The sequence below is a fragment of the Pseudomonas sp. ADPe genome (assembly GCF_014843515.1).
In the GTDB taxonomy this organism is placed as follows: Bacteria; Pseudomonadota; Gammaproteobacteria; order Pseudomonadales; family Pseudomonadaceae; genus Pseudomonas; species Pseudomonas citronellolis.
Window position 1 is genome coordinate 288,925 of record NZ_CP062122.1, and the last position, 14,902, is coordinate 303,826.

The 14,902-nt window shown below is 68.0% G+C and carries 12 protein-coding genes and 1 pseudogene; 6 read left to right on the forward strand and 7 right to left on the reverse strand.

The features are described from left to right. The first annotated feature begins 4 nt into the window (after positions 1–4). Entirely contained in the window at positions 5–1,351 is a 1,347-nt protein-coding gene (locus IG194_RS01220) for an HlyD family type I secretion periplasmic adaptor subunit (protein WP_058490184.1), read from the forward strand. 690 nt (positions 1,352–2,041) lie between these two features. Here the strand turns inward: IG194_RS01220 and IG194_RS01225 are convergent. The 4 genes from IG194_RS01225 to IG194_RS01240 all read right to left on the reverse strand — a co-directional run bounded on the left by IG194_RS01225 (position 2,042) and on the right by IG194_RS01240 (position 6,011). Further along, positions 2,042–2,776 (reverse strand): proteasome-type protease, encoded by a 735-nt coding sequence (locus IG194_RS01225; protein WP_058490185.1) that lies wholly within the window; start codon positions 2,774–2,776, stop codon positions 2,042–2,044. Between the two features lie 79 nt (positions 2,777–2,855). Then, positions 2,856–3,653: a transglutaminase family protein gene (locus tag IG194_RS01230; RefSeq protein WP_058490186.1), complete on the reverse strand. Its 798-nt coding sequence runs from the start codon at positions 3,651–3,653 to the stop codon at positions 2,856–2,858. Then, positions 3,650–4,600 carry an alpha-E domain-containing protein gene (locus IG194_RS01235; protein ID WP_009618784.1) on the reverse strand — a complete coding sequence of 317 codons (951 nt, stop codon included), beginning with the start codon at positions 4,598–4,600 and terminating at the stop codon, positions 3,650–3,652. Before IG194_RS01235 ends, IG194_RS01230 begins: the two co-directional genes overlap by 4 nt. Position 4,601: 1 nt before the next feature. Next, entirely contained in the window at positions 4,602–6,011 is a 1,410-nt protein-coding gene (locus IG194_RS01240) for a circularly permuted type 2 ATP-grasp protein (protein ID WP_009618783.1), read from the reverse strand. Between the two features lie 373 nt (positions 6,012–6,384). Between IG194_RS01240 and ydcS the strand changes: the two genes are divergently transcribed. The 5 genes from ydcS (at position 6,385) to IG194_RS01265 (ending at position 12,158) form a co-directional block, all read left to right on the forward strand. After that, positions 6,385–7,524: a putative ABC transporter substrate-binding protein YdcS gene (gene ydcS / locus IG194_RS01245; RefSeq protein WP_058490187.1), complete on the forward strand. Its 1,140-nt coding sequence runs from the start codon at positions 6,385–6,387 to the stop codon at positions 7,522–7,524. A gap of 438 nt (positions 7,525–7,962) precedes the next feature. Further along, complete coding sequence (locus IG194_RS01250) at positions 7,963–8,982, forward strand: ABC transporter ATP-binding protein (RefSeq protein ID WP_058490188.1); 1,020 nt, start codon at positions 7,963–7,965, stop codon at positions 8,980–8,982. Next, on the forward strand, positions 8,979–9,884 hold the full coding sequence (locus IG194_RS01255; RefSeq protein WP_082996399.1) for an ABC transporter permease: 906 nt from the start codon (positions 8,979–8,981) through the stop codon (positions 9,882–9,884). Before IG194_RS01250 ends, IG194_RS01255 begins: the two co-directional genes overlap by 4 nt. Next, positions 9,874–10,680, forward strand: a complete 807-nt coding sequence (locus tag IG194_RS01260) for an ABC transporter permease (protein ID WP_009618775.1) — start codon at positions 9,874–9,876, stop codon at positions 10,678–10,680. Before IG194_RS01255 ends, IG194_RS01260 begins: the two co-directional genes overlap by 11 nt. 53 nt (positions 10,681–10,733) lie before the next feature. After that, positions 10,734–12,158 (forward strand): gamma-aminobutyraldehyde dehydrogenase, encoded by a 1,425-nt coding sequence (locus tag IG194_RS01265; protein WP_058490189.1) that lies wholly within the window; start codon positions 10,734–10,736, stop codon positions 12,156–12,158. A gap of 370 nt (positions 12,159–12,528) precedes the next feature. On the opposite strand, the gene IG194_RS01270 is transcribed toward IG194_RS01265, so the two are convergent. The 3 genes and pseudogenes from IG194_RS01270 to IG194_RS01280 all read right to left on the reverse strand — a co-directional run bounded on the left by IG194_RS01270 (position 12,529) and on the right by IG194_RS01280 (position 14,841). After that, on the reverse strand, positions 12,529–13,491 hold the full coding sequence (locus IG194_RS01270) for a PDR/VanB family oxidoreductase (protein ID WP_058490190.1): 963 nt from the start codon (positions 13,489–13,491) through the stop codon (positions 12,529–12,531). A 61-nt stretch (positions 13,492–13,552) separates the two neighbouring features. Beyond that, positions 13,553–13,678 (reverse strand): annotated as a pseudogene (locus IG194_RS01275) (aldehyde dehydrogenase family protein); the annotation flags it as partial. Between the two features lie 41 nt (positions 13,679–13,719). Further along, a complete protein-coding gene (locus tag IG194_RS01280) occupies positions 13,720–14,841 on the reverse strand; it encodes an aromatic ring-hydroxylating oxygenase subunit alpha (protein ID WP_058490191.1) in 1,122 nt (373 codons plus the stop codon). Between the last annotated feature and the right edge of the window lie 61 nt (positions 14,842–14,902).

Consider the following 14,902-nt stretch of genomic DNA (forward strand, 5'->3'; position numbering starts at 1 on the left):
AGCCATGAGCAGCATGCAACCGACGCCGGGCTACCTCGGCGGCCGCAGCGACACCGAGTTCATGCCCGAGGTCCAGGGCACGGTGCTGGAGGACTCGCCGCTGGCGGCGCGCATCACCCTCTGGGCGGTGCTCGCGCTGCTGGTCTGCGCGCTGGCCTGGGCGCACTACGCGCACCTGGAGGAAGTCACCAAGGGCGAAGGCAAGGCCATCCCCTCCAGCAAGGTGCAGACCATCCAGAACCTGGAGGGCGGCATCGTCTCGGAAATCTTCGTCCACGAGGGCCAGGTGGTGGACAAGGGCCAGACCCTGCTGCGCCTGGACGACACCCGCTTCGCCTCCAACAAGGGCGAGACCGAGGCCGACCGCAACGCCCTGGAGGCCAGGGTGGAACGCCTGAGCGCCGAGGCCGAGGGCCGCGAGCCGGCCTTCTCCGACGCCCTGAAGCAGACCGCGCCGCAGGTGGTCGACGACCAGCTGCAGCTCTACCACAGCCGCCAGGCGCGCCAGGCCAGCGAGGTAAGCATCCTCCAGGAACAGCTGCGGCAGAAGACCCAGGAGCTGCAGGAATTCCGCGCCAAGGCCCAGCAGTACCGTTCCAGCCTCGGCCTGGTGCAGCAGGAGCTGAACATGTCCACGCCGCTGGTCAAGAGCGGCGCCATCTCCCCGGTGGAACTGCTGCGCCTGCGCCGCAGCGTGGTGGAGATCAACGGCGAGCTGAACGCCACCACCCTGGCCATCCCCCGCGCCGAGGCGGCCATGCAGGAGATCGCGCGGAAGATCGACGAGTCGCGCCAGGGCTTCCGCACCGACGCCCTGAAGGACCTCAACGAGGCCCGCACCGAGCTGAACAAACTCACCGCCACCAGCCGCGCCATCGACGACAAGGTCAGCCGCACCACCGTGGTGTCGCCGGTGCGCGGCATCGTCAAGCAGCTGAAGATCAACACCATCGGCGGCGTGGTGCAGCCGGGCAGCGACATGGTGGAAATCGTCCCGCTGGAGGACAACCTGCTGGTGGAAGCGAAGATCCGCCCGCAGGACGTCGCCTTCCTCCACCCCGGCCAGCCGGCCACAGTGAAGTTCAGCGCCTACGACTACACCATCTACGGCGGCCTGAAGGCCAAGCTGGAGATGATCAGCGCGGACACCATCACCGACGACAAGGGCAACGCCTTCTATCTGATCCAGGTGCGTACCGACAAGAACCACCTGGGGCCGGACAACAAGCCGCTGCTGATCATCCCCGGGATGGTGGCGACGGTGGACATCATCACGGGCGAGAAGAGCGTGCTGGATTATCTGCTCAAGCCGGTGCTGAAGGCGCGCTGGGAGGCGTTGCGGGAGCGGTGAGGGGTGTTGTGGGGGCGAGCTTGCTTGCGAATGGGGTTTGCCGGGGGCTGTGGTGTTGGGGGGAAGAGCGCCCTCTCCCCAGCCCTCTCCCTGAAGGGAGAGGGGGCTGTCCTGAGTAGGCGGAAAATCTGGAGTCATCCTGAAACTCCTCACTCCCCCTCGTCATTCCCGCGAACGCGGGAACCCAGCTGCCTTGGCTTGGGTGTTTTTGCGCCGCTCCGAGTCTGCCCGACCGTCTTGTTTCGTCCCCTCGGGCGAGTCCCTTTTGTCAAACGCCACAAAAGGAACCAAAAAGGCTTGCCCCGACATACGGGCCCGACAGAGTCGGGCTACCCTCACGAACTCCCCCGCCACGGAGGCCCGCCCCGAGGGTACGTCCCTGTAGCCCATCGGGGCTCTCGCGACATCCATGTCGCATGACCTCCTGAGCGCCGGTTTCGCTCGGCCTGCTGAAGGGGCGTTTCGGTGCGCTCGGAGGTTTCTCTGGAAGTCCAAGAGCAAACGCGCTTTTGCTTTTGCTTTTCGTAGGAGCGAGCTTGCTCGCGAACCTGGCCGTCACTGGGTTCCCGCGTTCGCGGGAATGACGAGGGTGGAGGATGGTGCCTGACTCCAACCCCGCTCAGGACAGCCCCCTCTCCCGCTTGCGGGAGAGGGTTGGGGAGAGGGCGCTCTTGAACCCAACACCCTCCGCTAGATGTTGTACTCCACCGGCGGCGCCGGCAGCTCCGCCAGCAGCTCATGCAACCCCGCCGACCACTGCTTGCGGATGCTCGCGTAGTACGCATCCTCCTCCGTCACCCGGTAGCCCGCCGGGACGATCAGGCTGTCGCGGTGGTACACCAGCAAATCCAGCGGCATGCCCACCGAAAGGTTGCTTCGAATCGTCGAATCGAAGGACACCAGCGCGCAACGCAGGCCCTCGGCCAGGCTGGTGGTGAACTCCAGGTTGCGGTCGAGGATCGGCTTGCCGTACTTGCTCTCGCCCAGCTGCAGGAAGGGCGTGTCTTCGGTGGCCTGGATGAAGTTGCCCTGGGGGTAGATGCTGTACAGCTCCGGCGGGCCGCCGGCGATCTGCCCGCCGATCAGGAAGGAACAGGTCAGGTCGGTGTTGCCGGCCAGGGGCGCGGCGTCGCGGGCCACCACTTCGCGCACGGTGGCGGCCACCAGCGCGGTGGCTTCGTAGAGGGTCGGCACGCTGTGCAGGTTCACCTGGCTGGCGTCGTCCAGGCGCTGCTTCAGCAGGTTCACCACCGACTGCGAGGTGGCCAGGTTGCCGGCGCTCTGCAGCACGATCAGGCGCTCGCCGGGCACGCCGAAGGTGAACAGCTTGCGGAAGGTGGCGATGTGGTCGATGCCGGCGTTGGTCCGCGAGTCCGAGGCGAACACCAGGCCCTCGTCCAGGCACATGGCTACGCAATAGGTCATGGGATGGCCTTCTTCAGGGGTTGCCCGGCAATACTAGACCACCACGGGTTTCCATCCCGTGGCAGCCTCCCCGCCGGCCTCACTGCTGGCTGCGCAGCAGCGGCGCCACCACCACCCGCGCGTGCATCTGCTCGCCCAGGCCGCTGCCGCGGCGCATGCCGCGCACCGGGCAGGCGTCCAGGTAGTCCAGGCCCACCGCCAGCTTCAGGTGGCGCTCCGGGCGCGCCAGTTCGTTGGTCACGTCGAAGCTGTACCAGGCGTCGTCCAGCCAGGCCTCGGCCCAGGCGTGGCTGGCCAGGTCCCGGTCGCTGCCGCGGTACAGGTAGCCGGAGACGAAGCGCGCCGGGATGCCCAGGCTGCGTGCGCAGGCGAGGAAGGCATGGGTGTGGTCCTGGCAGACCCCTGCGCCGCCGGCGAAGGCTTCGGCCGCGGTGCTTTCGACGCCGGTGGCGCCCGGCTGGAACGGCATCTGCGCGTGCAGGGCATGCATCAGCTTGATCAGCGCGTTGCGGTCGCGGGCCTCGCCGCACTGCGCCAGGGCGAAGGCGCGCAGGGTGTCGTCCGGGGTGGTCAGGCGGGTGAAGCGCAGGAACGGCAGCGGCGACTGGTCGTCGTGCTCGGCCTCGCGACTCTCGTCGATCTCCACCAGGCCGCGGGCGCGGATCACCACGGCCTCGTGGGGTTCGTCGATGCTCAGCACGTGCAGCACATTGCCGTAGGGGTCGCGCTGGGCGCGGGCCGGGCGCGGCAGCGTGAGCTCCCAGCTGAGCACGTGCTGGCGCTCGCTTTCCTGGGGCGTCAGGCGCAGGTACTGGATGCTGGCGCGCACCGGGTCGTCGTAGCGGTAGGTGGTGTCGTGGCTGATGGCGAGTTTCATACGGCCTCCAGATAGGAACTGTGGATTGCCCGGGCCAGCTGGCGGATCAGCAGGATGAAATCGGTGAGCCAGGCGTGCAGGCCGTCACCGAGGATTTCGTCGATCGCCGTGTAGCGCAGGCGCGCGGCCAATTCGGCGGCCAGGCGCTGCGCCGGGCGGCCGTTGTCGCCGGGCAAGGTGGATAGGATGCCGTCCAGTTCCTCCACGCAGGCTTGCAGGGAACGCGGCACCTCGGCACGCAAGAGCAGCAGTTCGGACACCTGGCGAGCATCGGGCGAGCCACGGTAGATCTCGTTGTAGGCTTCGAAGGAGGACAGCGCGCGCAACAGCGCGCTCCACTGGTAGTAGCCGCGCGCCGAGGTGTCGCTGACCTCCTCGGCCTCCTCGCCGAGCAGTTCGTAGCGGGCGTCGAGCAGGCGCAGGGTGTTGTCGGCGCGTTCGATGAAGGTGCCCAGGCGGATGAAGCTGGAGGCCTCGCCGCGCATGATGGTGCCGTAGGTGGCGCCGCGGAACAGGTACGAGCGCTCCTTGACCCATTCGCAGAAGCGGCTGATGCCGTAGCGGCCCAGGCCCTGCTGGGCGATGCTGCGCATCTCCAGCCAGGTGGCGTTGATGTTCTCCCAGATGTCCGCGGTGATCCGCCCGCGCACCGCGTGGGCGTTGCCGCGGGCGGCCTGCAGGCAGCGGTAGATGCTCGCCGGGTTGTCGGCGTCGAGGGCGAAGAAATGCAGCATGCGCTCGGGCTGCATCTTCCCGTGGCGCTCCAGGTAGTCGTCCATGGTGCCGGTGATCAACAGCGGCATGGCCAGTTCGTCGGCGCCGCCGCCGCGGTCGTCCGCCGGCATCAGCGACAGCGAATAGCTCACGTCGAGCATGCGCGCGAGGTTCTCCGCGCGCTCCAGGTAGCGGGACATCCAGTACAGGTCGGCTGCAGTACGGCTCAGCATGTCAGTCCTCCACCACCCAGGTGTCCTTGGTACCGCCACCCTGTGACGAATTGACCACCAGCGAGCCCTCGCGCAGCGCCACGCGGGTCAGCCCGCCGGGCACCAGGCGCGTCTCGCGGCCGGACAGCACGAACGGCCGCAGGTCGATGTGCCGCGGCGCGATGCCGCTGTCGACGTAGGTCGGGCAGGTCGACAGGCACAGCGTCGGCTGGGCGATGTAGGCGTGCGGGCGGGCCTTGATGCGCTCGCGGAAGGCCTCGATCTCCTGGCTGCTGGCCGCAGGCCCCACGAGCATGCCGTAGCCGCCGGAACCCTGGGTTTCCTTGACCACCAGCTGCGGCAGGTGCGCCAGCACGTGGGACAGGTCGGCCGGCTTGCGGCACTGCCAGGTGGGCACGTTCTTCAGGATGGGTTCCTCGGACAGGTAGAAGCGCACCATGTCGCCGACGTAGGGATAGATCGACTTGTCGTCGGCCACCCCGGTGCCGATGGCGTTGGCCAGCACCACGTTGCCGGCGCGGTAGGCCGCCAGCAGGCCGGGCACGCCGAGCATCGACTCGGGGTTGAAGGCCAGCGGGTCGAGGAAGGCGTCGTCCAGGCGCCGGTAGATCACGTCCACCGGGCGCGGGCCGGCGGTGGTGCGCATGTACACGCGCTCGTCGCGGACGAACAGGTCGGCGCCCTCCACCAGTTCCACGCCCATCTCGCGGGCGAGAAAGGCGTGCTCGAAGTAGGCGCTGTTGAAGCGCCCGGGGGTCAGCACCACCACGCTGGGGTTGTCCAGCGGGCTGGAGCTGCGCAGGGTCTCCAGCAGCAGGTTCGGGTAGTGGTCGATGGGCGCGATGCGCTGCGCGGCGAACAGCTCGGGGAACAGCCGCATCATCATCTTGCGGTCTTCGAGCATGTAGCTCACGCCGCTGGGGGTGCGCAGGTTGTCCTCCAGCACGTAGTAGCTGCCGTCGGCGTCGCGCACCAGGTCGACGCCGGCGATGTGGGCGTAGAGGTCGCGATGCAGGTCCAGGCCCTGCATGGCGATCTGGTAGCCCTCGTTGGTCAGCACCTGCTCCGCCGGGACCACCCCGGCCTTGATGATGCGCTGCCCGTGGTAGAGGTCGGCGAGGAACATGTTCAGCGCGCGCACCCGCTGGATGCAGCCGCGCTCCACCACGCGCCATTCGCTCATGGGAATGCTGCGCGGGATGGTGTCGAAGGGGATCAGGCGCTCGGTGCCCTGCTCGTCGCCATAGAGGGTGAAGGTGATGCCGGCGCGGTGGAACAGCAGGTCGGCCTCGCGCCGGCGCTGCTCCAGGGTTTCCGGCGCCGCCGCCGCCAGCCAGCGGGCGAATTCGCGGTAGTGCGCCCGGCACTGGCCATTCGCGTCATACATCTCGTCGTAGAAAGTGCGGGACATGCCGAACTCCTTGTCGCCACCAGTAGCCTTGCCATCGCAAGCCCCGTGCCATCGAAACAAAGCCTTGGGTTTCAATGGCTTGCAAAACACGCCCGGCACTGGCGCGCCACTTTGGTGCAACCGGCGCGGGCAGCGGGCCGGCGCCGCCCCTTTTGGCGCCAACCGCTTCAGTCTAGGCCAGTGGCGGCGACCGGCCCGGCGCGCTTGCGCCTATGCTTATGCGTGGATGGCGAGCCTGCGCTTGTAGCCCCCGCCGGGCGCGGCTAGGCTGCCAGAAATGTCGTTTCGCCATGACACATGCTGTCCGCCCAGGTGCCCCGCCCGCGGTGCGCTACGACCGCAGAGGCTCCGAACCCCCAACAGGAGTCCGACCATGCCTTCCCCGAAACTCGCCCCCCTGGCCTTCGCCGGCGCCTGCGCCCTGGCCAGCGCCGCCCCGCAGGCCGCCCAGCTCGGCGCGCCCGAGGGCGCCCTCGACATCATCGCCTGGCCCGGCTACATCGAGCGCGGCGAGAGCGACAAGAACTACGACTGGGTGACGCCCTTCGAGAAGGAGACCGGCTGCAAGGTCAACGTGAAGACCGCCGCCACCTCCGACGAAATGGTCAGCCTGATGGCCAAGGGCGGCTACGACCTGGTCACCGCCTCGGGCGATGCCTCGCTGCGCCTGGTGTACGGCAAGCGCGTGCAGCCGATCGACGTCAGCCTGATCCCCAACTGGAAGAACGTCGACCCGCGCCTGCAGGACGCGCCCTGGCACACCGTGGACGGCAAGCACTACGGCACGCCCTACCAGTGGGGCCCGAACGTGCTGATGTATAACACCAAGGTGTTCCCCAAGGCGCCGGACAGCTGGAGCGTGGTGTTCAAGGAACAGAAGCTGCCCGACGGCAAGAGCAACAAGGGCCGCGTGCAGGCCTACGACGGGCCCATCTACATCGCCGACGCCGCGCTCTACCTGAAGGCCACCGAGCCGTCCCTGGGCATCCAGGACCCGTACCAGCTCACCGAGGCGCAGTACGCCGCGGTGCTCAAGCTGCTGCGCGCCCAGCACGCGCTGATCCACCGCTACTGGCACGACGCGACCGTGCAGATGAGCGACTTCAAGAACGAAGGCGTGGCCGCCTCCGGCTCCTGGCCCTACCAGGTCAACGCCCTGCAGGGCGAGAAACAGCCGATCGCCTCGACCATCCCCGCCGAGGGCGTCACCGGCTGGGCCGACACCACCATGCTGCACGTCGACGCCAAGCACCCGAACTGCGCCTACAAGTGGCTGAACTGGTCGCTGGAGCCCAAGGTGCAGGGCGACGTCGCCGCCTGGTTCGGTTCGGTGCCGGCGGCGCCGGCCGGCTGCAAGGGCAGCCAGCTGCTCGGCGCCGAGGGCTGCGCCACCAACGGCTACGACCAGTTCGAGCGCATCGCCTTCTGGAAGACGCCGCAGGCGGAGGGCGGGAAGTACGTGCCCTATAGCCGCTGGACGCAGGATTACATCGCGATCATGGGGGGCAGGTAGCGCTCCGGCTTTTCGTAGGAGCGAGCTTGCTCGCGAACGGGGTTTGCCGGTGGCTGCGGTGCCAGGACCAAGAGCGCCCTCTCCCCAGCCCTCTCCCTGAAGGGAGAGGGGGCTTGTCCGTGCCGAGAGAAGTAATGGCTTCAGCCGGCAACTCGGCACAAGCCGGCTAACACCAGAACATCAACGTCTGCCCAACGGTCCCCTCTCCCTTCAGGGAGAGGGTTAGGGAGAGGGACCGCCCTCCCCGCCACGATCAAGCATCCAGGAGCGTAGGGCGAATAACCGTTCGCGGTTATCCGCCGCCTGACCTTGGTCTCCGGCCCACCCGGGTTCGACCTCAGGCACAACGGCATACAACCGCAAACGGTCGTACGCCCCACGTCGGCCCCTCCCCCATGCACTACCCTGTTAAAGCACACCAGCCACGCGGGTAGCGCCATGACCACAGCCGTCCAGTTCACCGAGGTGAGCCGCCACTACGGCGAGGTGAAAGCCGTCGACCGGGTGTCCATCGAAATCCGCGACGGCGAGTTCTTCTCCATGCTCGGCCCCTCCGGCTCGGGCAAGACCACCTGCCTGCGCCTGATCGCCGGGTTCGAGCAGCCCTCCTCCGGCTCCATCCGCATCCACGGCCAGGAGGCCGCCGGGCTGCCGCCCTACGAGCGCGACGTGAACACGGTGTTCCAGGACTACGCGCTGTTCCCGCACATGAACGTGCTGGACAACGTCGCCTACGGCCTCAAGGTCAAGGGCGTGGCCAAGGCCGAGCGCCTCAAGCGCGCCGAAGAGGCGTTGGACATGGTCGCCCTCGGCGGCTACGGCAGCCGCAAGCCGGCGCAGCTCTCCGGCGGCCAGCGCCAGCGCGTGGCCCTGGCCCGGGCCCTGGTCAACCGCCCGCGGGTGCTGCTGTTGGACGAGCCCCTGGGCGCGCTGGACCTGAAGCTGCGCGAGCAGATGCAGGTGGAGCTGAAGAAACTGCAGCGCCAGCTGGGCATCACCTTCATCTTCGTCACCCACGACCAGGGCGAGGCGCTGTCCATGTCCGACCGCGTGGCGGTGTTCAACAAGGGCCGCATCGAACAGGTGGACACCCCGCGCAACCTCTACATGAAGCCGGCCACGCCCTTCGTCGCCGAGTTCGTCGGCACCGCCAACGTGCTGCGCGGCGACCTCGCCCGGCGCCTGCTCGGCGCGGCCGGGGCCTGGTCGCTGCGCCCGGAGCACGTGCGCTTCGGCCAGCCGCGCGAGGGTGAGCTGCAGGTCGCCGGCACCCTGGTGGACGTGCAGTACCTGGGCGCCGCCAGCCGCTACGAGATCGCCCTGGACGCCGGCGGCCGGCTGGTGGCCGCGCTACCCAACGGCGAGCGCGAGGAGCAGCGCCCGCAGCCCGGCGAGGCGGTCAGCGCCTGCTGGGCGCGCAGCGCGCTGGTGCCGCTGCGCGAGGAACCGCTGCCATGATGCGCGCCGTCACAAGCTTCCTCTACCGGCGCAGCAACCTCTACCTGCTGATGCTGCTGATCCCGCCGCTGCTGTGGTTCGGGGTGATCTACATCGGCGCGCTGTTCGCCCTGCTCTGGCAGAGCTTCTACACCTTCGACGACTTCACCATGGCGGTGACGCCGCAGCTGACCCTGGCCAACTACGCGGCGCTGTTCAACCCGGCCAACTACGACATCGTGCTGCGCACCCTGGGCATGGCCGTGGCGGTGTCCCTGGCCAGCGCCGTGCTGGCCTTCCCCATCGCCTACTACATGGCGCGCTTCGCCGGGCCCAAGGAAAAGGCCTTCTTCTATATCGCGGTGATGCTGCCGATGTGGGCCAGCTACATCGTCAAGGCCTACGCCTGGACGGTGATCCTGGCCAAGGGCGGCATCCTCTACTGGATCATCGAGAAGCTGCACCTGCTGGGCCTGCTCGACCTGCTGCTGGACGTGCCCGGGGTGGGCGGCAACACCCTGTCCACCTCGCACCTGGGGCGCTTCTGGGTGTTCACCTACATCTGGCTGCCGTTCATGATCCTGCCGATCCAGGCCGCCCTGGAACGCCTGCCGCCGTCGCTGCTGCAAGCCAGCGCCGACCTGGGCGCGCGGCCGCGGCAGACCTTCGCCCAGGTCATCCTGCCGCTGGCCTTCCCCGGCGTGGTGGCCGGCTCCATCTTCACCTTCAGCCTGACCCTGGGCGACTTCATCATCCCGCAGCTGGTGGGCCCCAGCGGGCTGTTCATCGGCACCATGGTCTATGTGCAGCAGGGCTCCATCGGCAACATGCCGCTGGCCGCGGCCTTCACCCTGGTGCCCATCGTGCTGATCGCCGTCTACCTGTCCATCGCCAAGCGGCTGGGGGCCTTCGATGCACTCTGAGCGAGCTTCCTGGGCCTTGCGCCTGGCCGCCTGGGGCGGGCTGGTGTTCCTGCACTTCCCGATCCTGGTGATCCTGCTCTACGCCTTCAACACCGAGGAGTCGGCCTACAGCTTCCCGCTGCAGGGCTTCACCCTGCGCTGGTTCGCCGAGGTGGCCCAGCGCGGCGACGTGCTCGACGCCATCTGGCTGTCGGTGAAGATCGCCTGCGTCGCCACCCTGGTGGCCATGGTCCTCGGCACCCTGGCCGCCGGCGCGCTGTACCGCCGCGACTTCTTCGGCAAGGAGGGCATCTCGCTGATGCTGATCCTGCCCATCGCCCTGCCCGGCATCATCACCGGTATCGCCCTGCTCTCGGCGTTCAAGACCCTCGGCATCGAGCCAGGCTTCCTGACCATCGTCATCGGCCACGCCACCTTCTGCGTGGTGATCGTCTACAACAACGTGATCGCGCGCTTCCGCCGCACCTCGTTCAGCCTCATCGAGGCCTCCATGGACCTGGGCGCCGACGGCTGGCAGACCTTCCGCTACATCGTCCTGCCGAATATCGCCACCGCCCTGCTGGCCGGCGGCATGCTGGCCTTCGCGCTGTCCTTCGACGAGATCATCGTCACCACCTTCACCGCCGGCCACGAGCGCACCCTGCCGCTGTGGCTGCTGAACCAGCTGACGCGCCCGCGCGACGTGCCCATCACCAACGTGGTGGCCATGCTGGTGATGCTGGCGACCATGCTGCCGATCCTCGGCGCCTACTACCTGACCCGCGGCACCAGCGACGTGGCCGGCGGCGGCAAGTGAACCGGCGGCCCGCCGCGGCGGGCATCCAGCCACCGAAGCAGAGGAGCCCCGCAATGCAAAGCAAACTCCTGATCAACGGCCAGTTCGTCGCCGGCGAAGGCGAGAAACTGGACATCCTCAACCCCTCCACCGGCGAGGTGCTGGGCCAGATAGCCGAGGCCAGCGAGGCCCAGGTGGACGCCGCCGTGCGCGCCGCCGACGCCGCCTTCGACGGCTGGTCGCAGACCACCCCGAAGGACCGCGCGCAGCTCCTGCTGCGCCTGGCCGACAAAATCGAGGAACACGCCGCGGAGCTGGCGCGCCTGGAATCGCAGAACTGCGGCAAGCCCTACGCCGCCGCGCTGAACGACGAGATCCCGGCCATCGCCGACGTGTTCCGCTTCTTCGCCGGGGCCTGCCGCTGCCTGCCCGGCTCGGCGGCCGGCGAGTACCTGCCCGGTTTCACCTCGATGATCCGCCGCGACCCGGTGGGAGTAATCGCCTCCATCGCGCCCTGGAACTACCCGCTGATGATGGCCGCCTGGAAACTCGGCCCGGCCCTGGCCGCCGGCAACTGCGTGGTGCTCAAGCCCTCGGAGCAGACGCCGCTGACCGCCCTGCGCCTGGCCGAGTTCATCGCCGAGCTGCTCCCCGCCGGGGTGGTCAACCTGGTGTTCGGCCGCGGCCCCACGGTGGGCAGCCCGCTGGTCAGCCATGCGCTGGTGCGCATGGTCTCGCTGACCGGCTCGGTGGGCACCGGCAAGCACATCATCCGCAGCGCCGCCGACAGCGTGAAGCGCCTGCACATGGAACTGGGCGGCAAGGCCCCGGTGATCGTCTTCGACGATGCCGACCTGGCCGACGTGGTCGAGGGCATCCGCACCTTCGGCTTCTACAACGCCGGCCAGGACTGCACCGCGGCCTGCCGCATCTACGCCGGCAAGAAGATCTACGACAACTTCGTCGCCGACCTGGCCAACGCCGTGTCCAGCCTGAAGACCGGCCTGCAGGACGACCCGGCCACCGAGCTGGGCCCGCTGATCACCGCCAGCCAGCGCGAGCGCGTCTCCGGCTTCGTCGAACGGGCCAAGGCCAGCCCGCACATCCGCATCGCCACCGGCGGCGCGGCGGTGGCCGGCAACGGCTTCTTCTACCAGCCGACGGTGGTGGCCAACGCCCAGCAGGACGACGAGATAGTGCGTAACGAGGTGTTCGGCCCGGTGGTCTCGGTCACCCCGTTCAGCGACGTCGAGCAGGCCATCCGCTGGGCCAACGACTCCGAGTACGGCCTGGCCAGCTCGGTGTGGACCCGCGACGTCGGCCGCGCCAGCCGGGTGGCGGCGCGCCTGCAGTACGGCTGTACCTGGGTCAACACCCACTTCATGCTGTGCAGCGAAATGCCCCACGGCGGCTTCAAGCAGTCCGGCTACGGCAAGGACCTGTCGCTGTACGGCCTGGAGGACTACACGGTGGCGCGGCACGTGATGATCAAGCATTGAGGCGGGCCGGGCGCGAAGAGCCCCTCTCCCCAACCCTCTCCCTGAAGGGAGAGGGGGCTGTCCTGAGCGGATGGGAAGTTTGGAGTCATCCTGAAACTCCTTACTATCCTCGTCATTCCCGCGAACGCGGGACGCGGCTCCATCGCGAACAGCGCTTGCGCTGGCCCGAAGGGGAATAACCCAGTGACGGATGGTTGGGTTCGCGAGCAAGCTCGCTCCTACGAAGAGCAGCCCTGGCATAATCGTGAGGCCACCCCGTAGGAGCGGATCTCATCCGCGAATCGCGCCGATACCTCCGGCTAACCACCTGTAGGAGCGGGCCCTGCCCGCGATTCGCGCGCAGGGCGCGCTCCTACGAAGCGCATCGGTGTCAGAGATCGATCACCAACCGCGCCGTCCGGGCGCGCGATACGCACAGCATCAGGCTCTGCTGCGCGGCCTTTTCCGCGTCGCTCAGGTACTGGTCGAAGTGCTCCGCCTCGCCTTCGAGGATCGCCGTCTCGCAGGTGCCGCAGACGCCCTCGCGGCACAGGCATTCGACCTTGGCCGCCTTCACGTTCTCGATGGCCTGGAGGATGGTCATGCCCTCCTCCACCCGCAGTTCGCGGCCGGAGCGGGCCAGCACCACGGTGAAGGCGGCGCCTTCGGCCGGGGCGGCGGCGAACTGTTCCCAGTGCACGCGCTCGTCCGCGATGCCGGCTGCCTTGGCGCCTTCGATCACCGCATCGATCAGCGGCTTGGGCCCGCACACGTACACATGGGCATCCGCGGCCAGGCCGGCGAACAGCGCCGCCAGGTCGAGCTTGCGCCCCAGGCTGTCGATGTAGAAGCGCACGTGCCCGGCATGCGGGCCCTGCTCCAGCTCGGCCTGGAACGCGCCGTGCTCCGGGCTGCGGAACGCATAGTGCAGCTCGTAGGGCGTAGCGCCGCCTTCCAGGTCGTGCAGCTGGGCCAGGAACGGGGTGATGCCGATGCCGCCGGCGATCAGCACGTGGCGCCCGGCGCCGGGGTCCAGGGCGAACAGGTTGTTCGGCGTAGAGATGGTCAGCCGGGTACCGACCTCCACCTGGCCGTGCATGAAGGCCGAGCCGCCCCTGGACTGCTCTTCCAGGCGCACGCCGATCTGGTAGTGGCTGAGGTCGCGCGGGTCGCTCATCAGCGAGTAGGCGTTGCTGAAACTACCCGCCGGGTCCTGCACGATCACATGGCTGCCGCCGCTGAACGCCGGCAGCGGCTGGCCGTCCTCGCGCACCAGGGTGAAGCGCTTGATCAGCGGCGTCGCCTGTTCCACCGCGCTGACGCGGACGCTGAACATCTCGTATTTGTTGGCCATCATTCACCTCGACTGCATCGGCGAGCGGCAGGCCCTGCCGCTCGCCGCGACCTATCCCCGCTCAAACGGCGAGGCACAGGTACTTGATTTCCAGATAGTCCTCGATGCCGTACTTGGAGCCCTCGCGGCCCAGGCCGGACCGCTTCACCCCGCCGAACGGCGCCACCTCGTTGGAGATCAGCTGGGTGGCGCTAGCCAGTGCGATCACCTCGGTGGCGGCGCTGGCCATCAGCCTTCCAGGTGAGCGACGGCGATCAGGTTGTGGAAGTGGGCGATGCCGTGCTCGCTGATGCCGCTGCGCTGCTTGTCCACCATGATCCGGCCCTGGCCGCGGTAGCCGCGGGACTTCAGGCCCTTCTGCACGCTTTCCACCAGGCGCAGGTCCTCGGGGCGGAACACGTCGCGGTACCACTCCACCAGCACCTTCTGCTCCTCGGTCAGCTCCTTGTCGAGGAAGTAGATGTCGTAGTGCTGCAGGGTGGTCTCGGCGTCCACCGGGAACTCGTAGATCACGGTCATGAAGTTGGCGCCCGGCGGCACGTTGAACATGGTGCACGGCCAGGCCCAGAAGCCGGCGAAGGACGGGTCCTTGACCGACTCGTCGACCTTGAACGACTGCTCCGAGGACTTGGCGATGCCGTACTGCAGCGACCAGTTGCCGTGCAGGGTGTGGCCGTACTGGCCGACGTCCACCGAGTCGGCGAAGCTGGGGTGCGCCGGGCCGCAGTGGTAGCACTCCAGGTAGTTGTCGACGATGGACTTCCAGTTGGCCGGGGTTTCGGTGACGAAGCGCGCCGCCAGCTGCAGGTCGTCGATCACCGCGCAGGCCTGGCGCATGCGCGCCTGCAGGCCCGGCAACTGGTCTTCGACGCTGCCGGCGTCGTTGTCCATGTTGATGAAGATGAAGCCGGCGTATTCCTCCACGCGCAGCGGCACCAGGCCGTAGTCGCCCTTGTCGAAGCCCTGCACGGCGTCGCAGTTGCGCACGTGGGTCAGCTCGCCGTCGAGCTTGAAGGTCCAGGCGTGGTACGGGCAGGCGATGACGTTCTTGGCCTTGCCGCTGCCTTCCAGCAACTGGTGGCCGCGGTGCGGGCAGACGTTGTAGAAGGCGCGCAGCACGCCGTCGCGGCCGCGCACGACGATGATGCTTTCGCCGATCACTTCGCGGGTGATGTAGGCGTTGTTCTCCGCCACCTCGCTGCGGTGCCCCACGCAGATCCAGCTGCGGGCGAAGATGGCTTCCTTCTCGTGCTCGTACACCGCCTTGCTGGTGTAGAAGTGCGCGGGAATGGTGAAGGCTTCTTCGTGGTTGGCGCAGAAATCGGCTGGCAGGCGCTGGAAGTCGTTCATCGGTTGGTCTCCGGTTTCAGGCACGGGCGTCGCCGTGCTTTTTACTTATTGGTTAACGGAT